The organism is Bradyrhizobium prioriisuperbiae (genome assembly GCF_032397745.1).
Classification (GTDB): Bacteria; Pseudomonadota; Alphaproteobacteria; order Rhizobiales; family Xanthobacteraceae; genus Bradyrhizobium_A; species Bradyrhizobium_A prioriisuperbiae.
Genome location: NZ_CP135921.1, coordinates 6879297 through 6904070, shown reverse-complemented (window position 1 = coordinate 6904070; position 24774 = coordinate 6879297). Strand labels below are relative to the sequence as shown.

General features: G+C 62.7%; 12 protein-coding genes. 8 read left to right on the top strand and 4 right to left on the bottom strand.

What is annotated here, in order from left to right:
• The first annotated feature begins 13 nt into the window (after positions 1-13).
• From RS897_RS42360 to RS897_RS32505, 4 genes are read left to right on the top strand one after another with little or no spacing between them, the layout of a single operon-like run.
• Positions 14-790 (top strand): 4'-phosphopantetheinyl transferase family protein, encoded by a 777-nt coding sequence (locus RS897_RS42360; RefSeq protein ID WP_407654358.1) that lies wholly within the window; start codon positions 14-16, stop codon positions 788-790.
• A complete protein-coding gene (locus RS897_RS32515) occupies positions 780-1001 on the top strand; it encodes an MbtH family protein (protein WP_315832774.1) in 222 nt (73 codons plus the stop codon). Before RS897_RS42360 ends, RS897_RS32515 begins: the two co-directional genes overlap by 11 nt.
• Positions 1002-1052: 51 nt before the next feature.
• Complete coding sequence (locus tag RS897_RS32510) at positions 1053-1832, top strand: thioesterase II family protein (protein ID WP_315832773.1); 780 nt, start codon at positions 1053-1055, stop codon at positions 1830-1832.
• Positions 1833-1880: 48 nt separating this feature from the next.
• Positions 1881-2819, top strand: a complete 939-nt coding sequence (locus RS897_RS32505; protein ID WP_315832772.1) for a DMT family transporter — start codon at positions 1881-1883, stop codon at positions 2817-2819.
• Between the two features lie 393 nt (positions 2820-3212).
• Here the strand turns inward: RS897_RS32505 and RS897_RS32500 are convergent, their stop codons facing one another.
• Positions 3213-3431 carry a hypothetical protein gene (locus RS897_RS32500; protein WP_315832771.1) on the bottom strand — a complete coding sequence of 73 codons (219 nt, stop codon included), beginning with the start codon at positions 3429-3431 and terminating at the stop codon, positions 3213-3215.
• Positions 3432-3715: 284 nt separating this feature from the next.
• Here RS897_RS32500 and RS897_RS32495 point away from each other — a divergent pair, with 284 nt between their 5' ends.
• The 4 genes from RS897_RS32495 (at position 3716) to RS897_RS32480 (ending at position 14947) form a co-directional block, all read left to right on the top strand.
• Positions 3716-11638: a Tc toxin subunit A-related protein gene (locus RS897_RS32495; protein ID WP_315832770.1), complete on the top strand. Its 7923-nt coding sequence runs from the start codon at positions 3716-3718 to the stop codon at positions 11636-11638.
• 64 nt (positions 11639-11702) lie between these two features.
• The gene (locus RS897_RS32490) at positions 11703-13445 is read left to right on the top strand and encodes a Hint domain-containing protein (protein ID WP_315832769.1); all 1743 of its coding nucleotides are present in this window, start codon (positions 11703-11705) and stop codon (positions 13443-13445) included.
• A 14-nt stretch (positions 13446-13459) separates the two neighbouring features.
• Entirely contained in the window at positions 13460-14038 is a 579-nt protein-coding gene (locus tag RS897_RS32485; RefSeq protein ID WP_315832768.1) for a hypothetical protein, read from the top strand.
• A 141-nt stretch (positions 14039-14179) separates the two neighbouring features.
• The gene (locus RS897_RS32480) at positions 14180-14947 is read left to right on the top strand and encodes an SMI1/KNR4 family protein (RefSeq protein ID WP_315832767.1); all 768 of its coding nucleotides are present in this window, start codon (positions 14180-14182) and stop codon (positions 14945-14947) included.
• Between the two features lie 180 nt (positions 14948-15127).
• On the opposite strand, the gene RS897_RS32475 is transcribed toward RS897_RS32480, so the two are convergent.
• The 3 genes from RS897_RS32475 to RS897_RS32465 form a co-directional block, all read right to left on the bottom strand.
• Entirely contained in the window at positions 15128-22585 is a 7458-nt protein-coding gene (locus RS897_RS32475; RefSeq protein ID WP_315832766.1) for a SpvB/TcaC N-terminal domain-containing protein, read from the bottom strand.
• Positions 22586-22817: 232 nt separating this feature from the next.
• Positions 22818-23264: a GNAT family N-acetyltransferase gene (locus tag RS897_RS32470; protein WP_315832765.1), complete on the bottom strand. Its 447-nt coding sequence runs from the start codon at positions 23262-23264 to the stop codon at positions 22818-22820.
• 85 nt (positions 23265-23349) lie between these two features.
• Complete coding sequence (locus RS897_RS32465) at positions 23350-24546, bottom strand: acetylornithine transaminase (RefSeq protein ID WP_315832764.1); 1197 nt, start codon at positions 24544-24546, stop codon at positions 23350-23352.
• Positions 24547-24774: the final 228 nt, after the last annotated feature.

The window sequence follows — 24774 nt, the reverse complement described above, 5'->3', positions numbered from 1 at the left end:
GGTCATCGTCGTCATGCCCGGCTCCGCCATCCGCTTGCCGTCAGAGGGGCTGTGCCGCGGAGAGGTGCACATATGGCTTGCTGATTCGGTTGCCATGAGAGCGGAATGTGAACGAATGACAGATTTTCTGTCTGACGATGAGATAATCAGGTTGGGCGGGTTCAAGAGTGTCCAAGCGCACGATACGTACCTTGTCGGACGGGTCACGCTCCGTCGGGTCATCGGGCGATATCTCGATTGCGACCCGAAGGATCTGAGGATTGCCGCAGGCCAGCATGGAAAGCCAATACTGGTGGAGCAGCGCCAGCGAGCCCAGGTCGAATTTAACGTGTCGCATGCCGAGCAGGTCGTCGGAATATCCGTCGCGCGACGCCCGGTGGGATTCGACGTGGAGAGTACCGAGCGCTGTGTCGACATCGGGGCACTTAGCCAGCGTGTTATGTCGGTGGCAGAGCGAGCGGCGATCTTTTCCAACTGCGGTATAGAAGCGCAAAGGTCATGTTTTCTCCGATACTGGACTCGGAAAGAAGCTGTGCTGAAGCGCGACGGATGCGGGTTGAGCCGGGATCCGACCGGCATCGAGACTGCGGAGAGCATGACGCAATGTGGAAGGATTTTTTCCTTTGCGCCGCGGCCGGGTTACATCGCGTCAGTGGCCGGTTCCGAGATGCTAACGACGATAAGCCTGTTTGACCCTGCGCATGGTTCGGAGCCCACGGGCATTGTGCCTGTTATGAAAACGAAAATTCCGACAATCGGGCGATCTCACGGAGGTCCTGATGCGTGGTGACGATGCAAGTGAAGCGAGTGGGAGCGCGGTGACGCAAGGCAAGTACCGCGTGGTCGTGAACGACGAGGAGCAGTTCTCGATCTGGTCATGCCTGTCGCCGTTGCCCATCGGCTGGAACGATGCGGGATTTAGCGGCGACGAGTCTGCCTGCCTTGAGCATATCGTGCACGTATGGACCAACATGACACCCAGATCGTTGCGTAGCCGGTAGCCATTGTCGCTGCGGTTGACGGGCCCTCGACAGACATGAGGCAGTAGCAAAATGACGCACGCAAGCCGCGCAAAGACGTACTCTTTCGGACGAGATCGAGGAGAGCTGCTGAGACTTTACTGCTTTCCATTCGCAGGAGGGAGTGGTCAGTTCTATGAGCCGTGGAGAAACCGTCTACCCTCAGCGATTGCGGTCATTCCGATCGAAATCGCGGGCCGAGGGCGACGTCTCGGCGAAAACCTGGTCGTGGAATTTGAATCGCACGTCGATGAAATCGTCACCGATCTGACGAGCGATGATCCCGTACCATTTGCGTTTTTTGGTCACAGCATGGGCGCTCTTCTGGCGTTCGAGGTGGCGCGGCGCCTGCGGAATCTCGGCCAACCGGGGCCCTTGCGCCTATTTGTGTCCGCGCACCGGGCGCCGCACTTGCCCGATCGCGAGGCGGACCTTTACCAGGCGAGCGACGCCGTTCTTGTGGAACAACTTCGTACCTGGAGTGGCACGCCGGAACGGATTCTAAGCGACGCGAGCATGCAACGAATTATCCTGCCCATTTTACGGGCGGATCTGGCGACTTCGGCCAGTTATCGGTTTCAGCCTGGACCGCCACTTGAGTGTCCAATCATCGCGTTTGGGGCTTGGAGCGACCCGGAGGCGAGTCAAGAAGAACTTGCAGCATGGTCGGAGCAGACCTCGGCAAGGTTTCAACTTGAGATGTTCTCGGGGGCGCATTTTTTCATTCGTGATCGCGAAGATGAGTTCATGCCGAAATTCCGAGATGAGCTCAGTCTGTTCGCGTCCGAGGTGTTAATGCAGTCGGTTGCCTGAAGACCCGCTCTGATTCAACGTTCGAGAATGATGAGAGGGGTTTCCCTCATGTTAGCCGGGTATCTGTATATCGCGAGCGCCGCAATACTGTTCGGTATCGCTGGCGCGGCGTCGAAGTATCTGTTCATACATCACATGGGGCCGCTGGATCTGACAATATTGCGGAACGTCGTCGCCTGTCTGATCTTTGTTCTGATCATCTACGGCTTGAAGTTCAAGGCGACGTTTCGAAAGAACGATATCGTGCACTATCTGGTGGTCGGAATTCTCATGACCGCTGTAAACTATACGTTCTTCCTGGCGATCGCGCTGAATGGCGTCGCGGTAGCTTTGATTCTTCAGTACACAGCGCCCGTTTTTGTCACTCTCGTGGAAGTGTCTCTCGGGCTAGCGGTGCTGACGAGGCATCGGATCACCACGATAGTGGTTGCGCTTGGCGGATGTTTTCTGCTTGTGAGGGGATACGACTCGGAATCGTTCCGAGGCAATCTGACCGGTGTTGCCGTTGGCGTGCTGTCCGGGCTGGTCTTCGGATTGTACAATATGGCGGTCAACGTGTCGCACAAGCGAGGCGTCGATGACCGGGCGCTGGTGTTGTCATCATTCGTTGTCTCGTCGGCAATTCTTCTGGCATTTGCCCCCAGCATGACTGTCTCGATTTCTGACTTGGGGCTCGATAGCTGGATGTTCATCTTGTTCATAAGTGCGTTGGCTACCGTTCTCCCTTACTGGCTGTTTGTGATCGGTCTCAAGGTTGTGCCGCCATTTCAGGCCACCGTCATCAGCATTCTCGATCCGCTTGCGGCCGCGATCGTGGCCGCTTTGCTGCTGGGTGAAAGACTGGAGTTGCTTCAGATCGCCGGCGTTGTTCTCGTTCTTGGCTCCGTCGTATTCGCCCCGATGGGCGAATCCGGAAAGCTTGGTCTACCCTCGCGTAGAGAGGTTCGATTGCTTCTAAGGAGCCTCTTTGGCGCCCGGCTTCACTAGGGAATTGGAGCGTGAGCAGCGCCCGTCAAGCACGCTGCTTTTCTTATCCCTTTCCGAAGCTGGCGCCTGCTCAACTGTTAGTGGGGCGCCTGGCAGCAAGCTGCGATCTCCGTCTTCGTTCAATTTGATCCGCTGGCCCCGTGCGGGCATACCAGATTGTCCATCCAGGCTTCGGCATGTGGGGCAGCGAGAGGTCCGGCTAGCGGTTGAGGAGCAGTCCGGGCACGCGGAGTGGCGTGAGCGGGAGTTCCTGGACGCGCTTTCCCGCGGCGTCGGCGACCGCGCATGCGATGGCCGCGCCGGCATCGAGGATAGGCACTTCGCCGGCCCCCTGGTGCCGGGCGCTATTTTACATCCACTCCGATCGATTCCCGTGCATCGAACTGAATGAGATCAAGAGCAAGCTCGGGCGGTGATGCTCGCGCTTGCTGCCGGATCTGCTCGCGCGTCACGTTCAGCGCCGGCCCGAAGCACGGCGTGTCGGGATGCGGCCTCGCGTAGCGCCCCGTCCCGGTCGTTGTTCGCAAACAGCCGCTGCGACACGCTTTCAAGAGACAGGCGCTTGGCGCTCACCGCCTTCAGGAAATCCGGCTGCGCGTCCTGCTGCGTCATGGCGAGGCCGGGCCGCGCAGGTCGGCGGGGGGCCGTTGAGGGGCGAAGAGGCGGTCTGTGTCAAATTGCACATACCGATCTTTCAACTTCGCGTAGATCTGATCCGCGTTGGCCAATCCGACTTTGGCGCCGGTGGTGTTAGTCGCGGTCATCGCGATGTCACCAATCTGCGATTGACACCAAGAAGTCGCTGGCTTCTACTCGATCTATTATAAATAGTTATAATTTTATACTTCATCTAAAAATAGAACGATGTTCGTCCGCCTCGGAAGAAGGGCTCGACGATGAACGATATGGTTTTTCTGCCGATCAATCCTCAGCTGCGTTCGTTTCTTGAAGCCAATACGGGAATAGGACTCCTCGACGCGGATTTTTATCGCGACGAGTCCGTTTCGCGCATGCGCTTCGAGAATGGCGATCGTGAACAGACCCTTGCCGCGGCGCGCGCGCATGCAAGTCTGGCGCGATTGAGCGCCGATCCCCAGGTGGTCGATCAGCTGTACCGGTCCGGCCTGCACAGCGCCGCCGAGATTGCCAATCGGCCGCTCCATGCGGTCCGTGAGCAACTGGCAAAAGTGTCCGGCTCCGAAGCCGTCAGCGACGACGACCTCGCGGCGGTGCACGCTGCAGCGGTCGATCTGCACACCCGTGCGGTCCATCTCGCGAGCCAGATGCGCGGCGCGCTCTCCGCCCACGGCCGCGTGTCGCCGGCCAATCATGTCGCCAAGCAACTGACCAAGGAGTTTGGTCACCTACCGTCGTTTTCCGATCTGTTCGGATCGCAAGACTATATCCCGTCACCGCACTGTCAGTCGGTGGTCGGCCCCTCCGCTTATTTCGTCGATCTTATGCGGGTGGTCGATGAGCAGATCACCAGCAATCCGAAGAACAAGATTCCGGAGTGGGCCACGCTTGCAGAACGCCGCCGCAAGCTGTTCACGCAAGAACTGACCTGCGCCGAGACCAACACAGCGGTCCCCAGGCTCCAGATCGTCAATCAAGTGATCCACGATTTCCTGGCCCCGAAGATCGGCGCGGACACCGATTATGCCATCGCCACCCGGGTCTTCCCGTACAACCTGCCGATCAATGTGCGGCTAGCGCAAATACGCGCCGCCATGCTGCAACTCGGGGCGCCGCTGGTCGACCTCTATCAGGCCTATGTGGGGCGCGAGGCGGGGCTTGATAAGATGCCCGATGCCGCGGCCATCGCGGCTGAGCATCTGAGGCTTTCGCCGGAGCAGCGTGAGCTTGTCGAGGTGTCACGTTCGGGGCAAACGCTGGCCGACTGTTTTGGCGGTGAGGCGGGCCTGCTGGCGCAGCCGATCAAGGCGACCGTCACGATTTCCAAGGACAGCCTTGTCGTCACCGGCAGCGGTTTTCAGCAGGCGGCCGCCCAGGCCTCGATCCTGCGGGTCGGCGAGACGCTGCGCGCCGTCGTCACCATCGACAGCGATACCCAGTTGAAGGTGGATCAGGCATGGCCGGAGGCGCTCAAGGATGCCGAAGGCTGGTTCTATCCGCCGGGCTCGCTCGGGCAGGCGAGCGTCCTGAGTGAGCGGACGCGTCTGGATGACTCCGCCATCGCGTTCCTATTCGTCGAGGCGCTCGATGCGGAGGAGCTCGCGGCGGGATTGGCCGCGAAACTTTACATCAATGCCGGCTCAGAAGCGCCGCGTGGTCACCTCATCAGCGACCGGACGGACGTCAGCTATAGTCTGCAGGTGGTCGACCAGTTCGACGTTGCGCGGATCGACCGGTTCAATCGCCTTGTCCGGCTGTCGCAGGTGTCGGGCGTACCCGCGTCCGAGCTGGACTGGACCCTTCATGCGTCGGGCCATGCGGATTTCGCCGACGGCGGATTGACCCGCGTCGGCGAGACGGTGGCGCTTGCGCGGCGACTGTCGCTGCCGATCGACGAGACGACCGCACTGTGGTCGGTGCTCAAGACCTGGGGGCGAGGCGACGGCCCGCGTCCACTCGACCTGTTCGACCGGGTGTTCAATTCGACGGGGGACGGCACCGGTTATTATCGCCCGAAGTATGCCGACAATCCGCTGTTCACCGACGACGTCAAGACCTGGGTGCTGGCAAGCACCGACAAGGATGCACAGGCCATCCGCACCTTCCTGGCGGCGGCCCTTGCGGTCTCCGACAAGGACTTGCTGCGCATCGGTGCCACAGTCGGGGCAGGGGCAAGCAGTCTCAAGCTGGACGTGCCGACGCTCTCCGCTTTGTGGTCGATCGCCAAGCTGGCGCGCGCGCTCGCGCTGAGTGTCGCCGACTGCACGGCGATGATGCGCCTTGCCAGGCTCAGCCAGTTCAAGAAGCCGGCTGACGTCAACAGCCTGATCGAACTCAAGGCTCTGCTCGCGGAGCGTAGCCTGTCGCTGGCCGATCTCGCTTTCATCGTCTGGGGCGAGCCGGGGGACAAGACCGACGTGGTGCGCCCCGTCGACGTGCCGCCATTTCTGACGGCGCTGCGCGCACTGGCTGTCGAATGGCTGGTCACGCCGTCGAATTTCGCCGGCGACGACGATTCAGGAACCGGACTGCACATCTTTGACGCGCTGGTCTATGGCAAGGCGATCTCCGTCAGCGGCGTCGTGCTGTTTCCATCATGGAAGCTCACCTTCACCGTGCTGACCATGCTGTTTCCGATCTCGCCGCGACGGCTTGTGGTGCCCGGCGTCATCACGGCGGAAGAAGCCATCGAGGCCTTCGAGGAGTTGCTCGAGAACGGTGTCATTCTTGGCAACTCGCTGGCGGCGCCCGTCAATGAGGGGACTAATCTTTCCTTCCTGTTCCCCGACATTGAGGAGCCGGAGCGCAAGATCAAGATCGCCGCGATCCGCTCGGTCCTCAACGATCTGTCGCAGCAGGTCGAACTGTCCGTCGCAGTCCTGGTCCCGGCGCTGCGCGCCCAGATCGAGGGCACTTTCGGGCAACTCGGGACGCTGCTCGGCAGCTCCCCCGACATGGCGGAAGTGATCGTCACCAACGTGCTCGCCAAGGCGTTTCCAGGCGTGGATGCTCGCGTCCTGCTGCTGACGTCCGCCGGCGACCCCAAGAAGCTGACCGATCCGCTGGTGGTGGCGGACCGGATTGCGTATCTGGCGCAGGTTCTCTCGCTGCAGACCGCCGACCTTGCCGATGCGGCCGCGGCCCCCGCGGCGTTCGGGCTGACGTCGCTCGAAGACCTCTCCATGACCGCGGTCCGGGCATGGAGCGACTATGCGACACTGGTTGCGCTGTATCCGCCGGCGCCCCAAGGACCGCGTAACATTGCGATCTATATCACGACGGGGAACGTTGGCGCCCTCAGCACGGCCACGGGCTGGGATTCCGCGGCATTTCTCGCCCTCGTCACAGCGCTGTGGGGCAAGCAGATCATTCTCACGCCGACCCAGCTGTGGTTGGTGTCCGCCTGCTTTGCGCTCGCCGGAGTGATGGGAACCGATGTCGGCAGTGCGACGGAGATCGCCCGCGTGTCGCGGTTGCCGCCGCTCAGCGGAGCAACGCCGCCGCCCGCCTGGGCGACCTACGGGAAAGCCGCGCAATCGCTGGTGGCCATGCTCAAGGCCAAGTCGGCGGGCAGCGACTGGGCCGCGGTTTACAAGCCCGTCTCCGACGCCACGGAGACGGCGCGGCGCGACGGCCTGGCGCCGCTGGCCGTCTGGGTCAACACTGGGGCGCCGCTCGGCCTGGCGACGATGCGCGCGCTGTCGGAATATCTGCTGATCGACGTCGAGACCAGTGCCTGCGACGTTACGTCGGCGATCGTCGAGGGGACCGCCGCGGTGCAGACTTATCTGCAGCGCTGCCGGATGTCGCTCGAGCCGGGCGTCGTCAGCCTCGGCGATATCGCGCCGGCGTGGTGGCCCTGGCTCACCAATTACCGGGTGTGGGAAGCCAACCGGAAGATCTTCCTCTATCCCGAGAACTATATCGATCCGAACCTGAGGCGCGACCCCACCGACCTGTTCCGCAAGCTGCAGGAAGAATTGCAGCAGAGCAGCATCAACGAGGCGACGGTCGATCGTGCCTTCACCAACTACCTGACGGCCTTCGCCGATCTCGCCAAGCTGCACACTGTCGAGCCGTCCCGCGCAATCGCGCCGCATCCGGTATCAGGCACACCGGTGGAAACGGTGTTTTTCCTCGGCCGCACCGAAGCCAAGCCGTACCAGTACTATTACCGCACCCTGCGCAACGGAAACATCTGGTCGCAATGGTTCAGGATCGACGTCGCGATGACGTCACCCGACGCCTCGCTGGTGTTCGCCTTCAATCGCCTGATCCTGTTCTGGGTCGAGGAGGATGCGGTCAAAGGGTCGTTCATCAAGGACGGCAGCCAGAGGGACAAGCTGGTCCGGCGCGCCAATATCCGTTACGCCTTCCGCCGGCTCGACGACACCTGGTCCGCGCCGCAGACGCTGGAATCGGATCTGCTGTTCGACGCGCAGCCGACACTCTACCACAATGACATCATCAATCCGATTCCAGGCGCGCCGTCCGTCAATGGCATCGATCCGAAAATGCCTTACTGGCACCGCGTGTACGTCCAGCGGGTGCCCTCCGAGGTCGATGGCGGGGAGCGGTTGCTGATTACGTTCGGCAATGCCTTTCCGGTCCCAGCGGACCCGAAGGTGCCGCCCCCGGATGTCAAAATCATCGATACGTCCGACGAACGCAAGTTCGTATCGAATGTCTACACAGCGTCGCAGCTCGGCGCATCATTCAACGAGAAGCGGCAAGGGGCCATTCTGCTCGTTCCGGTGGCTTATCTCGACATCGGCATGAACGTGCAGTCGGTTTCCGCCTTCATGCCCGACTTCACGTCGGATCCCAACCAGCCTCCGTTTGCCTTCATCAAGTATGGCGACGACCTTGGCCCCAACCTCAGCCGCTCGGTGCTGATCGACGCCGCCTTTGTGGATTCTCCAGACTATCCCAATCGGGTGATCGACGCTCCGATCGACATGATCACCCATGTCGCTCCGGATGCCCAGGTGCTCGCCGTCAAGAACCAGGTCGGCTGGTTCGCGTTCGACAACGGCGACGAGTCGTTCCTGATGGTGCCGCGGAACGTGGCATTTAAGGCGATCGAGGACATCCTGAAGATCGAGACCGTCAAGATCCCTGTGAAACCGCTCGACCAGGGGAAGGAGGTCGACGTCGATTGCCAGATCATTTCCTGCATGGGCTATTCCGACAAGCCGGTCAATCCGGCCCGGCTCGTATTCGACTTCACACGAATGACCACAAGCGCGGTCGGGCGCCTCGTCCAAATCATGACCTTTGGCGGCATCAACGAGCTGCTGTCGATCAGGACGCAGGAGGCGCAGGGGCCGGCCTCGCTCAATTTCTCGCGGTTCTATCCCGGCGGCGAGAAGCCACCTAATGTTCAGCCACCAAAGGCTATGAACGGCGGGGCAGTGGATTTCGACGGAGCCTATCGTCCCTATTTCGACGAGATTTTTTTCCAGATCCCGTTCTTCATCGCGACCCAGCTCAGCGCGAACCAGCATCATGAGGCCGCCAAGGCCTGGTACGACTACATCTTCGATCCGGCCGCCGTGTCGAAAGGGCAGGTCCCGCCCAAGGGGAACGAGAAGTCTGTCTACTGGCAATTCCTGCCGTTCCGCAGCCTGACCGCTCCGTCACTGGTCGACGAGCTCACCGACCAGATCGCGATCGAAGCGTGGAACGCCAATCCGTTCGATCCGCAGACCGTCGCGCAACTGCGGCCAGTCGCCTATCAGAAGACGATCGTCCAGCATTACATCGCCAATCTGCTCGATTGGGCCGATTCCCTGTTCGCACGCGATACCCGGGAGTCCGTCAATCAGGCGACGCTGCTCTATTTGACGGCCGCCGACCTGCTGGGGCCGCGGCCGCGGCAGCGCGGCGTCTATCAGCCGCCCAAGCCGCTCGATTTCGCAACGATCAAGAAAGACTACGGACTGCTGATCCCGCAGTTTCTGATCGAACTCGAGCGCGTGATGCCGGCGCCGCAACCCGGCCACCTGAAGCTCGAGCCCGCGCCGTTCAACATGATCAGCGCCTACTTCACCGTTCCGGAGAGCACCGAGTTCATCAGCTACTGGGACCGGCTGGAGTCCAGTCTCTACAAGGTGCGTCATTGCCTGTCGCTTGCTGGCTTGCCGCGCCAGTTGCCGCTGTTCGATCCACCGATCGATCCACGGGTCCTGATCCGCGCCAGCGGAGGCCGGGATTCTCCGGCCGTGATCAACCAGGGCGCCGGAAGTCTGCCGCATTACCGTTTCCAGGTGATGCTCGACAGGGCGCGACAACTCACCCAGACCCTGATCGGGTTTGGCGGCGGGCTGCTGGCGGCCTTGGAAAAGAAGGATGCCGACGCTCTGCAGATGCTCCAGATCAAGCAGGAGCGTGCCATCCTGGTGCAGACCGGCGACCTCAAGGCGCAGCTCGTGCTGGAAGCCGAAGATCAGCTCGACGCGCTGCGCCAAGCCAAGCTCGCAGCTCAAGAGCGCCTCTCATACTATACCAAGCTGATCAGCGACGGCCTGTCACCCGCCGAGATCACCAGTCTCGCGACCATGATCCTCGCCAACGTCTTCCAGACCACCGCGGGGGTGATCCGTTCGCTGTCCGGCGGCGCCCATCTGGTGCCCAATGCCGGCTCGCCATTTGCGATGACCTATGGCGGCCGCGAAATCGGCTCGTCGCTGAGCGCTTTTGCATCGGCCTCCGACACCGTGGCGGGAACACTGAATTTCGCCTCCACGCTGTCGGGCGTCATCGCCGGATACGAGCGCCGCGAGCAGGAATGGACGCTGCAGAAAAATACCGCGACCTATGAAGTCGCGCAGATGGATGCCCAGATTGCCGCGGCACAAGCGCGCGTGGCATCGCTCAAACGTGACGTGTCGATCAATACGCTGTCGATCGAGCAGAACAATGCCATCCAGGTGGCACTGACGTCGAAGTTCACCAACGCCGACCTGTACAGCTGGATGGCGTCCCGCCTGCAGGCTCTCTATTTCCAGTGCTACAAGATTGCGCTGGATCTCTCCCTTGCCGCCCAGCGGGCCTACCAGTTCGAGCTCGACAACCAGACCACCATCCTCGACTTTGCGTACTGGGACAGCGGGCGGGCTGGGCTGTTGGCAGGCGAGGGGCTGATGGTCGGGCTCGGCCAGCTCGAACACGCCTATTACACCACCAACCGGCGGCGCCTGGTCATCGAGAAGACGGTCTCGCTGTGGGCGCTTGATCCGCTTGCGCTGCTGACGCTCCAGCGCACCGGTTCCTGCAATTTCCAGTTCAGCGAGCTGCTGTTCGATTACGATTTTCCGGGTCAGTACTGCCGCAAGATCGAGCGGCTCAGTGTCACCATTCCCGCGCTGGTCGGCCCATACCAGAACGTCCATGGCACACTGACCCAGACCAGCAACACCGTGCTGCTCAAGGACGACCCGGCTTCGGTCCGCTTCCTGCTCGGCGCGGACGTAACTCCGACCGACGGCATGCTGCGGCTGAACTGGCGCAACATGCAACAGATCGCGCTGTCGCGCGGAACCGACGACGGCACGATCGCCGGCGTCAGTGCCGACGAGCGTTACCTGCCGTTCGAGGGCACTGGCGCGGTTTCGAGCTGGCGGCTGGAATTGCCGCTCGGCGCCAATCGGATCGATTTTTCCGCCATTGCCGACGTGGTCATCACGGTGACCTACAGCGCACTCGTGGGCGGCGGAATCTTCAAGGAAGCCGTCGTCAGCACGATCGCCAGCCGCTTTGCCGGGCAGGCGAGCATGGCGCTGCAGCAGCGCTATCCCGATGCCTGGGCGCAATTCCTCAATCCGGGCGCCCCAACGCCGCAGTCCATGACGTTTGCGATCGGGCCGGACATCGTGCCGCCCAACCTGCTGTCGCCCCGCGCCGTGAAAGCCTATGTGCAGTTCGACATGGCGGTGTCTTTCACGGGACCGCTGGTGGTCGAACTCGCGCCGCCGTCAGGCAGTCCTCTGAGCCTCAGCCTGACCGAGAAGACGCCATGGGCCTCGGGGACGATCGACTGCCTGCTGACGCCGCCCGCGGACTGGAAACTGACCCTTAAGCAGGTCCCGCCGGCGCTTGTTCAGGATGGCCATCTCAAGCCGGGTGTCCTGACCGGCGTAACTCTCGTGCTCGACTACACCGCAACCCTGAGAAAGGCATGACGATGTCCACGGGGACGACCAGGAGTCCGCGATGGCATGTCATCAATGCGACCGGAGAAGCCCGATGAAGCGTGTCTATGTGTTGATCGCGGCGCTCGCCGCATTGCTGCTGCCGGCGAGTCTCACCGCGGCTCCCGTATCCTCTCGTGCCGACCGCGTCGAGGCCGCGATCCAGGCCCAGTACGCCTATCAGCCGCCGCGCGCGGCCAAGGCGCGTTCGACGCTTTCGGCCGCCGAGCGACGTCAGTTGATGGCCTGGCTGAGTGACACCAACGGCAAGGGGTTGGTGCCGGTCGATCTCACCGATGCGCGCGAACTCAAAATGATGGATCTGCTGCACAAGGCGGCGCGCCGCCCTGCGGCCTCCCGCCTCGTGTCCGTTCTTGGCGGCGTGCAGGCCATGCGTCCCAATCTCGACAAGTGCGGCGAGTTCCTGAAACAGCATCAGGCCAACGGTCTGTTCATGGACGTCGGCTCGATCAGCGGCGACAAGCTGACGGCCGCGACAATGCAAGCGACGTTTCTCGCCGGCAAGCCACAGGATGTCCGCAATTTCGGCACCGTGCTGGTGGTACTGGACTCCAACGGCAACGAGGTCACCGATGGATCGGGCCTCAGCCACAAAGAGGAGACCACGCTCTTGACCGACGCCCCGCCCGCGTTGGGGAAGATCGACGAGGACAAGCCACCGCAGGCCGGCGCCTTGTTCACCACCTTCATGACTGACGGCACGCCGTGCACTCAGCGCCACACCGCCGCGGTATTGCCGCCGCCGAAGTCGATCGTGGTCACGGCTCCCAACAACTCGCAAAATCGCAAGACCGTGATCTGCCTCAACCGCGCGAATCCGGAGCCCGCATGGCCGCAGGCTTGCGATTTCGGTCCATTCCCGCAGGGCACAGTCAATCCCACCAAGGTGGTCGTGCCGCTCGCCGGGACGATCATGATGCCTTATCCGCTCGCGCTTGAGGGGGGCAAGATCAAGGCCCAGTTGCAGGTCACTGCGATCAACAGCCAGAACGGCACCACCTGTTCCGGGCAGGACGCGAACCTCGGCTTACAGGTGCTGGCCCAGACGAAGCCGACGGGCGACAGTCAGGGGGTGACGTGGTCCATCCTGGGACCGCAGGCTCTGATCTTTGGGGAGACCTGCTATCAGCCGCACAGCGGCCTGGCGTTCAACATGTATTGGACTGTCGCGGTTCAGAAGCCGGGTGCCCCCAGGCCGTCCACCGTCACTGCCATCGTCTCCAACGTGCTGGAACGCGGGTCGGCCAACACGCTGATTGTGAGGAATGTGGATCTGCAATGGGGCTGCCTGCCGGTGGGCACGCTGGTCACGATGGCCGATCACACCCAGAAGCCCATCGAGGACATCACGCCGCATGAGCTGGTGCTCGGCCCGGATGGCCGGCCGTGGGAGGCGTTCGGCAAACTCAGTGGCGACGAGGCCGAGCTGATCGTGGTCACGGCGGAAGACGGCACTGCGGCCCGGATGACCGGAGAGCATCCGGTGATCATCGGCTCCGACGACCAGGGCAGACCACGATGGACGGCCGCCTGGCATCTGACGGTCGGCACTTCCCTTGTCACAGCCAAAGGGGCCAGCAAGGTGGCCGCGGTCGAGCGGCAGCCGTATGGCGGCAAGGTCTACAATATCGCGCTGCGTCCGCAGGGCGCCGAGCACGCGCCCAAGCGTGGGGCGAGCTTCTATGCGGACGGGCTGCTGGTCGGCGACCAGACGATGCAGGGCCTGCCCGAGCCGGGACTGGCACAATCCGGCCCGTCCGCGACGGCCGCGAACTAAGGGAGCCTTGGGCCATGGGATGTGACCGCGTCGTCATTGCGAGCACGAAGAGCCAGGACGGCAAGACGACGGTGACCTGGCTGACCTACACGATCACAGGTCTCGATGGCTTCCTGATCACGCTGGTTCAGGGCGGCACCCCCACCAGTTTCGATGCCAAGGCCACCGACACCAGCATCACCGTCAACTATACGGCCGCCGCCGACTGCAAGGCGACGGTCACGCCAAAGACGGCGGAGGGACCGTCGAACGACAATGCCAGTTTTGCGGCACCGGTGCCGTTCCCTCCGCCGCCGATCGATCCCAACTCTGGACGTCCGGTCATATTCCGTGCCTGTGCGGATGCGACCAAGGTCACCGTGAATTGGGTCCCGGCCGTTCTGGAGGATCCGGTGCTCGGGTATTATGTGTCCGTGGTGCAGAACTCGGTCAGTCTGACGAACTTCGACGTTGAGGACGGTGAAGCCACGACCGTGACGGTCGATTACACAGTCGAGGCCGGCAGCAGCTACGAGGTCATCCTCACGCCTTACGATGCATTCGGCCCGAGCTACGAGAATGCGAGTTATCCGGAACCGATTCCGTACCCATAGCAGAAGGCTCGTGCACGGCCCTCTTGCGAGCAACATCGGATGATGCCAAGGCGGCATGATCGTCGCCTTTTCCGTGGCAGGGCTCTCGTATATGGGTAGAAGGTCCGCTGCGCTCCTTGCAGCGCAAGCCACGGTTCCTGAATGAGCAAGAAGCCATCCAAGCCCACCAGTTCCGCGCCGCGCAAGTTTCTCGATGCGCTCTACGGGGGCACGCCGCTGAAAGTCGATGGCGCGATCCTCGATTCGCTGCGCCTGCACGACGGGCTCGCGGGCGACGATCATGGGCCGCTGTTCGCGCGGCTGCCGGAGCGGCACAGGCAGATGCTGGCGCTCAGCGACGGTCTGGACCTGCTGGCGGGCAGTTATCGGTTGTTCGGCTGGGACAACGATGCCGCGCGCAGCATGCGCTGGTGGAACGACGTCGAGACCTGGAAATTCGCCTGGGGCGATCATCCTCCGGGCTATCTTTGTTTCGGCGAGTCGGTGCTGGGCAACCAGTTCGCCTATCGCGAGGATGAGCTGTCAAAGGGCGGCGCGGCCAAGGTCTATGAGCTCTATGCGGTGACCCTGGAGCCGATCTGCCACTATCACAATTTCGATCATTTCCTCGACGGCGGTTTCCTCAACGGGGTCCGCAACGATGCCTACCACGGGCGCATCGCCCAGGCGCGGCATCAGCTCGGCGGCTTCGAATTGGACAAACATCTCGCCTACGCGGTGTCGCCGCTGCTGACCGGCGGCGCGGTGGACGTGCAGCAGCTCATGATCATGTCGGCGTCCTCCCACATGATCGTGAACGGAGACCTGTGGCGGCAGATCGCCCACCGGGATTCGCTCACGGGCCTGAAAGGCATTGAAGACTACGTCGACAGCAAGGGACGTTCGCGGCTGCGCGTGCAGTGGAGCTGACGCCGCGCAGCGAGGGCTCTTGAACGGAAATGCTATCGCACGGGCCGATGCCGGCGAGAGCCTTTTCCGTTCCGATCAAATCGGAACGGGGCTCTCGCATTTTGCTTTGACGCGTTTTCTCCGCGCAAACGCTTCGCGTTTGTCGCGAGCGAACCGGTATCCACTTCGCTGGAAAACGCGCTAACTGTAGTGATAGACTTTGCCGTCCTGTTCCTTGACCAGATACACGGTGATGACACGGCCGGCATAGAGGCCGCCACCAACAATGCTGTTGGAGATTTTGGTCTGCTGGAACCAGCCTAGCGGGGAATACGGCAGCCCGGTTGCCGCCACATCGGGCACATGGCCGACCACCTGATCCGACGCATAGGTGCCCGACGAGGCCGTGTTGGCGAGATCACGCTCCTTGGTGGCGATCTGACCGGCCTGATAGCCGATCGAACCGGTGGTCTTGCGGTCGCTGGAGACGCAGACCAGTTGCTTGCTGGGCTGCGACTGGATGTACCTGTTCGCCATCAGCGAGTAGTTGCGCACATCGCTTTCGACCGCCGACGATCGCTGCGTCTTGTGGAGGTCGGCAATGTAGGCCGTGGACGGCGGACTCGTGACGATCGTGCCCCCGGAGCCTGTATGGGTCGGCGGCTGCAGGATCACCAGTGGGCCGCCGGGATTGTAAAACCCAGGTATGGTCGGGATAGTCGAGGAGGAGGCGCTCTTCAGCTTGATCAGCTGGTTCGAAATTCGCGTGACTTGAGCTCGGGCACTGGTGCGTTCTCTGCGGGCCTCGAGCAGTTTTTTGGCGTAGAGCTTCAATCCCTTGTTGGCCTGGACCTGGGACTCGGCCTGCGCAACACGTTTCTCTGCTTTTTTCAGCCTGCCTTTCGCAGTGGCCAGCTTGGTCTGCAGGTCGGAGACAGTCACCTTGTTCTTGGCTTTGGCCAATCCGGTCGGATCGGTGTAGCTGACCGGGTTTCCGCCGACATAGAGATAGAGATTGGTGCCGTCATTGAAGCCGGCCGGATCGGCGCTGAGCCAGCGGCCCAAGGAAGGCCCGTAGTAACGTGCGCCGAAGTAATATAGCCCGGTCGTTGCGTCGCGCTCCTTGCCGACGTAGCGGTACATCTTCAGGGATTGTTCGCCGGGCGCCACCGCCGAAAACGCCGCGGTCACGCCATAGGGATAATACTCCTCGTTGCTGACAACGCTGCCGGCATCGTCGAGCTCGATGGTGATCGAGCCCAGGAACGTCAGCAGTGGGTAACGCGTCAGTCTGGTGTCGAGCGAGCTGGTTTCGCGCCCGCGTTCGTCGATAGTCCAGCGATACTCAGTGGCGAAGGCGCGGCGGCCGTCGCTGCGCGGCACCGGCGTGACGGTGTCGCCGCCATGAGCATCGCGATTGGATGCGGCATCGCCGCCGGACGAGGTTTCGCCATAACGCAGGTCGTCCAGGATCTGCAGATCGTGGCGCTCGAGAATGATCTGCGAGCTGCCGTTCTGCACGCGAATGATGCGGCGGCGCTGATAGGCGCCGAGATAGACGGTCTCCTCCAGCTCGGTCTCGTTGGCAGAGATCTTGCGCTGGACGATTTTGCGCAGCCGGCGCCCCCGCGCGTCATACTGGAATGAGGCGGAGTCGTCGGCGTCGCCGGGCTCGCGCTTGATGCTGGCGACATCAAGCAGGCCGTTGCGCCAGCTCCACTCCATGCCGGAGAGCGCGCCGAGATCGGTCATGTTGCCGTTGCGGTCGTAGGCCGCCAGGGGATCGTCGACCGGGGCGCCGCGATTGGACAAGGGCGCAATCGCGATACGGCGGGTCCAGTTGCCGGAGGCCGCGGTGTGACGCATCTCCGTCAGGTTGTTGCCGTCATCATACGTGTATGTCTGCAGATAGGTCTCGAGCTCCTCGCGGTTGTTGACGTCGTAGGGGCGAGGGTTGTTCTCGCGGTTCATCGCGAGCGCGGGCTGTTGCACACCGGTGGCGCGAAGCAGCCGATAGAGCGAGTCGGTGGTGTAGTCGCTGACCGGGGAGACCGCCTGTTGCCGGAAGAACACCAGTTCACGGGCGTTGTCGCGGGTCTGGGTGACGTTGCCGACCGGATCGTAGGTGTAGCTGCGATCCTGGATCGTCTTGGTGCCGGAGGCGTCCGGACGTTCGGTTTTGACGTTGAGCAGCCGCAGGGTGGTCGGCTCATAGTCGAAGCGCGACACGGCCTGGTTGGCCAGCGCAATGCGCACCCTCTGGTTGGAGGCATCGTGCTCGATCTCGGTGACGATCGGCCGCGACGTGCCGTCCTGTTCCAGCGTCAGCGAGGTGAGGAGGGTAGAAGGGCCATAACGCGGAACGATCCGGCGGCCATCCGGACTTTGCTCCTCGGTGACACGACGCAGCGCATCGTAGCGCCAGCGCTCGACCAGCGGGACGGCCTCGAGAGCCGCCGGTGTCGTCTGGCTCCAGTCGATCTCGCCGGAATAGGCCTGGGTCAGTTGCCGTTCCAGCACCAGCGGCTGGGCCTGGATATTGTAATCCGGATAGGTGGCGGTGCCGCCCTGGTCGAAGCTCCGGTAGACCTGTTCGCGCAGATTATGGTCGATGTCGCCGGCCTGGCCCTCACCATAGACGATCCGTTCCGCCGTCCACCATGGCGCCTCCGCACTGCTGCGGACACGGATGTCGCCGAGACGCTGCAGACGATCGTATGATTTGGCGATCTCCACGCCACGTCCGTCGCACAGCCGGATCGGATTGCCGTTGATGTCGGCGCACTGGGCGCGGCGTCCGGAATCGACGGCGACTTCGAGCAGCGCCGTACCCGACATGTCGAGCAGGAACTGCACATTGTCGACCGGCGGCGTCAGCGCCATCAGGCGCGGGTCGGCGATGGCGATGGTGCCGCCGTCGGCGTCCAGCGTTCGCCGTGTGGTCAGATACCGCGGCGCGCCCGGCACACCGTTATCCGCCTCGACCTGGATCTGCACCCGCCGAACCGGCTCGCCGGTCGGATCGAGGATCAGCACATCCGGGGTGTCGTTGAAAATCGCAGCCTTGCGCAACGCCTCGCGTTCGGCAAGCGGTGTCTGCGGATTGTCGATGTTGAGCTGGTAGTAGGTCGATTGCTTGACGGTGTCGTCTTCGTCGTAAAGCCAGCGTGTCCAGGCGCGATAAACATTCAGGTTGAAGAATTTCTTTGGCGTGTCGACCCGCGTGGCACGGTTGAGCGCATCGTAATGAACGATGGTCGGGGGCGGCAGCAGGCCGGCCTCCGCGACATCCGTGCGATCCTCGTACAGCGGGGTGTTGGAAAAATAAGGCAGGTAGACTTTGACCGGCATGCCCTTGTTGTTGAACACGGTGCGTCCGCTGACCCAGTAGCGCTCAGCCACGACGGCGCGTTGCACGGCGCCATCGGCGGTGCGGGCGAGGGCGCCGGCAGGTGTCCGAATGATGGCCTCGCCGGGATCGCTGACTTTCTTGATCTCGATTTCGCGGGCCAGCCCGTCCCTGAAGCCGATCTCGAGCTTGATGGCGGACACCTCTCCCGCGACGAGATCGCTGACATGGGTTTCACGCGCGAGCGAGCACACCGCTGTCGGCCGCCGATCGGTGCTCCAGGCGAACATATCCGTGAATTGGAAACTTGACGCGCCCTGGAGGTAGTAGGCCGGTCGTGCCACGACATCGGACAGGGTGGCGCCCGTCCGCACCACATAGTCCGACAGCGGCTTGTCGCCGGTCGCGCCCTTGTGCAGCGAGGTTGCGATCAGCCGGGCCAGCGGGTCGTACAGCGCCTCACTGACGACGAGATTGGGGTTGGTCACCCACGCCGGAAGCAGCGCCTGATAATCCATCGCCAGCCGCGTGACGTTCTGCTCGCTGTCGCTCAGCCATTGCGAGAGTGTCGTGACATGCAGCTGCGCCTGATCGTAGCTCAGCACCGATTTCGAATGCAGCGTCGAGCCTGCAGCCGCGAACAGGTTTTCGATCGCCGACAGCATGTAAAATTGCTTTGGGGCGGTGAAGTAGATGCCAACTTCGCCGCGGTTCCACCAGTACCCGTCCTCCAGGGCGTAGCCAGCCTGCTCCGGCAAGCCATCCGCCAGTGTGCCGAGCACTTCGCGCGTGACCAGGAGGTCCGAGCCGTCAACCGCGATCGGATAGGCCTGGCCGGTTGACAGATCCGTCACTGTCCAGAGCTGGCTGGACGTCACCACGGTCACGGTGCTGAGCGCACCCGCCGGCAAGGCGATGCTGGCCAGAGCGAACTGGTCCCGCAGCGCGACGGGCAGGATCGCCTGGTTGAGCTCCGGAATCAGGCTCGCCGATGCCCTGAACAAGTGTTGCGCGCGCAGCAGGCCATCGGGAAACACCGCCTCTGCTTCGTGATGCTCCAGCGCGCGGGTGCCGGTCTGTCCGAGCGGCAGCGCCGCGGTCTGCGTTTCATTCCAGAAATAGACACGGGAGATGTCCTGCGTCCGGGCCTGCCGGGCTGCCGGCTTGAATGGTGAGGCATAGGGGACGGTGTCGGCAAGAGCCTGCTCGACCTGCTTGCCAATCTGTTCGAAGCTGAAATAGCCGGAGGGCCCCGGATCGAGCCCGTGCAACTGCAGCGTTCGTTCCTGGCAGGTGAGGCCGATCCAGCGCATCCCGTCGGTGACGTTGATGACGTCTGTCAGGGTGGCGCTGGCGTGCAGTACATCTTGCTCGGGCACGCGTCCGGTCGCCGGGTTGTCGTCGCCTGCACCGACTTTGGGATGCCGCGGATAATTCACGCCGCAATCGCGCACCACATTGCCGAAGGCATCGATCTCCAGCGCGAAGCTGTGCGACACTTGGGGATCGTTCGCTTCGCGCTCATAGTCGTAGACGATGGTCTCGCAATCTGCGACCAGGAACGATGCGAAGATATTGTCCGCAGTCGGCTGCAGCAGACGGATGAAGAGGCGATTTTGTGTGACCTTGTAGGGCACCGCCGCGAGCGCCGAGCCGTCCTCGCCGTAGATTTCCTCACGGATGATGCGGCCCTTGCTGGCGGACTGGGCCTGCCGCAGCAGTGGCCTGGAATAGTCCCAGATCGTCGGATCCAGACGATTGCCCAATATCGGAGCGGCGTCCGGATCGCCCTGGAAATACTGCAGCCGCTGGGCCCTGGCGAGTGCGCCTGTGGGATCGTAGGCGCCGACGTCGTACCAGGTCCTGGTCAGGGCTGGCGGCTGGTGGATGGGGGCTTCGCCGGCATGGAAATCCGCAGACGCAAACAGGCCGCTGCGCTTGAACGTGTCGAAACTCTCGCTGTCGCGGCGCTCGACACAGGCGAAGCCGCAGAATTCACGATCGGCCGCATCGAAATAGCCATCGTGATAGCTGAAGGTGCGGACCAGGCGACTGCCGGTGACCTGCTCCAGCACTTCGAGGCGGTCGACGACCTGCACCGGAAACGGCAGCCGCGTCAGCCACGGCCGGCCTGCGTGTTTGTCGTCGAGGAAACATTGCGTCGACGAGCGGTAGGCGATGCGCGTCAGGGCGCCGAGATGGTTGTCGGTCTCGACCAGAAGGTAAGGCTTGGTACCGTTGGCGCTGCCATCGATGCCGAAATCATAGAAACTCTGGGTCGCGGCCGGTATGACGTCCGTAAAGACGAGCCCGGCGCAGCCGGTGCCCAGTACGTCGGCGGTCGTGATGCGATCAAGCGTGGTCGCCTGCTCCGGCAGCGGGATCGAAATCGGCGGCGCGAAGCCGTTGCCGTTCTGGTTGCGATAGAGTTCGACGCGGTCGGGCAGGAGGTAGAGGAGATCGGCACAGCCCGAGCCGTCGGCGTCGAGCAGCAGGATCCGGCGTGCGTCGAACTCGGCGCCGAACCGTGGCGCATTGTCGAAGATGACCGGATACCCGAAACGGCCGCGGCCGAGACTGGGCCAGCATTTGACCTCGCCGTTGGTGACCACCACCCAGTGCTGCAGGCCGTCGCCGAACATGTCGGCGAAGGTGGTGAGCATGGTGCCGTCGCCGGGCGATGCCAGCGGAAACGGCCGAGTCCGTCGCTGCGCCGGCCCGAATCCGTCGGAGCCGAGCGAGGGATAGACCAGCAGGTTGCGGCCGGAAAACAGCACGAGGTCGGCAAGGCCATTGCCGCTGAGATCGACATATTGGGTTTGTTCATTCGCGAGACTGGTGGGTGCATTCCCGAAAGGCTGAAAGGTGTGCCATTGCGCGTCTTCATGGCGATAGTATCCGGCGCGCGAAGGCGACGTGACGACCAGATCGAGATGGCCGTTGGAGTCGAGGTCGAGCAGGGCCAGGTCAGGTCGGCCGAGATCGCGCTCAATCGGAAACTGACGAGGTCCGTCCTGGGTGTAACGACCGTTACCGTCCGGGCTCCAATAGATGGTTGAGCTGGCGGTGCTTTGCAGAATTCCCGGCAGCCCGTCGCCATTGAGATCGACCAGCTGGAAGCCCGGGGGATCGAGATAACCCGGCGCGGCCGGTATCCGCTGCGCGGTGGTCAGAGTGTGAAACGTTCCTGCCGCGGGCGTGAAGCCGGAATAGGTCAGGCTCAGCGCCGGCATCGCGGCCCGCGACCAGGTGGTGCCGTCCGGCTGCCAGCGATAGCCGATCTGCTCAATGGAGGTGAGCAGGGCGACGAACGGCTGCTGTTCATAGCCAAATCGATAGGCGCGCGTCAGCGTCCTGCGGCCGTCAAACAGTTCGGGCAAACTGACATAGGCAAGCAGGCCTCGGCACAGCCGCAGGGTGCGCCGTTCGAAGCCGGAGATGTAGCTGGAAAAAGGATCGCTCCGCACAGGCCAGGATGCGGGTGGTTGCAATGGCGCATCGAAATCGAAGCCGCCATAATCGAAGACGATCTCATAGGCGAAACGCTCGACATCGCCGTTCGCGCCATCCACGATGTAATTGCCGTAGGCGATGCGGTGTGGATAGCGGTTCGCCGCCACGATACCACCCTGGTCGGCGGGGCGATCGGGAACGTTGTCGCGGTTTTCCGCGATATAGTGGAAAGCGATCCGCTCTCCCTTGGGATTTTCGCTTTGCTCGATGAACCACTCAACGATGCGGCTCTGATCCAATGGATCGGCAACCCTTGCTGCAGGCGTCTTTCCATAGACACTCACCACATTGTCGGTGCTGGTGGTGCGCCAGTGGCTTTGCCGCGAGGCGATTTCGACCCAATGCTCAATGAGAGTGAATTGGGATTCGATCCGCGGCTGATAGCGCATGACGTCGAAGGCAGCGCCGTCTTCGGTACGCCGCAAGACCTCTGGAATCCATTGGCCTTCGGGGTCCGGCAGCAGCGCGGGCACCAGGTCGTCACCGGCGAAGGTCACGGGATCCTTGCCGTCGTAGCGCGGCACGCCGAAACGGGTGTTCAGGGAAAAACTCGGGATATCGACGGAGAAGCCGGCCCCGAACAGGCCGCTGCCGCCGCCGCTCGCATAGCTGATGGCGAGCTGCAGGGTGAGCTCTCGCGCCACCGGAAAGTCGAACGGAAATATCAGCGTGCCGCTGCCGAGATTTTCGTCGGCGACAAAGGCGGTCGGCGGGGCGCCGGTTTGTCCGCCCCCACTCGGCAGAGTGAGCTTGGGCAACGCAATCGTGGACGCCTGACGATCCGTAGCTCGTGGCATCTGCCCTTCCTAGCTGGCAAGCTGTGTGCGCGCGGACTCGCGTTCCTCCGACGTGTCGTTCGATGAGGTATGCCGCGCGACGGCCTTGTCCGTTATGAAAACGCCTTGTCCCGCGATATTGCCATGCTGAGGTTGTGGCGAAAAGGACGTTTAACCTTCGATTTAGTGACAAAATGCACAGCACGTGAAGTAGGGCATGCCGCAGGCTCCGCGATCATTCATCGGAGCACGATCAGGCAGACCGATAGATATCCGGCCGCACGACCTCCATGAACCGCGACGGAGTTCCGACCGGTTCGAAGCCGAATTGGCTGTAAAGGCCATGGGCGTCCGACGTCACCAGCAGGAAACGCCGGAGGCCTTGCAAATCCTGGTGTGCAACGATGTTACGCACCAGCCCCTTGGACAGGCCCTGGCCGCGGTGCTCCCTGAGGATGAAGACATCGGCCAGCAATGCGAAGGTCGATTTGTCCGTGACGACGCGGGCAAAGCCGACTTGCGCGGTGCGATGATACACACCGAAGCAGAGAGAGTTGCCGATCGCCCGCTCCACGACGGAGCGGGGGATTCCGCGCGACCAATAGGCGTCTTCCGTCAGGAACTGGTGAATGACGTCCACGTCCAGGCGATGGGTGTCCGTCGAGATGTCGTAGTCCGCCGGCAACTGCTGCATTTGCATAAACTTGTATCCTTGTCGCATCCTGAAATTTGGGGCGACGTCGGCCATCGGTGACGGCCGCCGTCGCTGATTGTTAGCGCTCACATCATCCGACGCAGCGTGCCACGCCGAGCTTGCGCAAGATGGCGTCGAGCATTGCGATCATCTGCGTGATCTCCTCGCGCGTGACGTTGAGCGCCGGCATGAAGCGCAGGGTGTCCGGCTGCGGCGCGTTGAGCAGCACGCCGTCCTCCAATCCCTGGGCGACGATGGCAGCTCCAATCGGCCGCTTCAGGTCGAGGGCGAGCAGCAGTCCCTTGCCACGGACGTTTCCGAGACCGTGCCGTGCGGACAGCCGCTGCAGTTCGCTTTCCAAAAACAGCCCGCTGGCGGTCACGGCTTTCAGGAAATCAGGCTGCGCGACCTGCTGCATTACGGCGAGGCCGGCCGCGCACATCAGCGGATTGCCGTTGAAGGTGCCGCCCTGGTCGCCATGGGCGAAGCAGGACGCAGCTTCAGTGGCCAGCAGGGCCGCGAGCGGCACGCCGCCGCCGATGCCTTTGCCCAATGTCATGATGTCGGGCGTGATGCCGGCGTGCTCATAGTGGAACAGTTTGCCGGTCCGGCCGAAACCGCTCTGGATCTCGTCCACGATCAGCAGCAGGCCATGTTCCTGTGTCAGCGCGCGCAGCGCCTGCAGGAATTCATCGGTCGCGGGCCACACACCGGCTTCGCCCTGGATCGGCTCCAGCATGACGCCGATGGTCTTGTCTCCGATCAGTCGCTTGACGGAGTCGATGTCGTTGAGCTTGGCCTTCGGAAAGCCCGGCACCTTCGGCTCGAACAGCGGTTCGAACGCGGCCTTGCCGCAGGCCGACATGGTGGCCAGCGTCCGGCCGTGAAAGCCGCCCACGAAGGTGATGATCTCGTAGGCGCCGTTGCGGTGCAGGGCGCCGTATTTGCGGGCGAGCTTGATCGCGCCTTCGTTAGCCTCGGCGCCGGAATTGGTGAAGAACACCTGATGGAAACAGCTGTGGTCGACCAGCGCTTTCGCCAGCTTGACGCTCGGGCCGTTGTAGAACGCCGGGCTCGGGGTCAGCAGCAGTTTGGCCTGTGCGGCCAGCGCCTCGGCAATCGCCGGCGGCGAGTGGCCGAGGCAATTGACGGCCCAGCCCTGCACGAAATCGAGATAACGCTTACCGGTGTCGTCCCACAGCCAGGCGCCTTCGCCGCGCGCGAACACGACAGGCGGGCGGGCGGTGATGTCCATCAGCGCATCGAACGGATGGATCGCAACGGTCATGGCAACTTCTCCTGGGGTTGAAGGCTCGAGGTTGAAGGTTTGGGCTGAAAACGCGGGCCGAAATGCAAGAAGGCCGCACCTTGCGGGCGCGGCCTTCTCGAAAACGTTGCTGATCTAGTTGTTCAGCTTTGTCGTCGGACACGGCGCGACCCATCATCGTCGAACGAGCGACGACGGCGGTCTGCGCGGATGATGGTCCGGGTCAATGTCATGGGGCGCGGCAATACA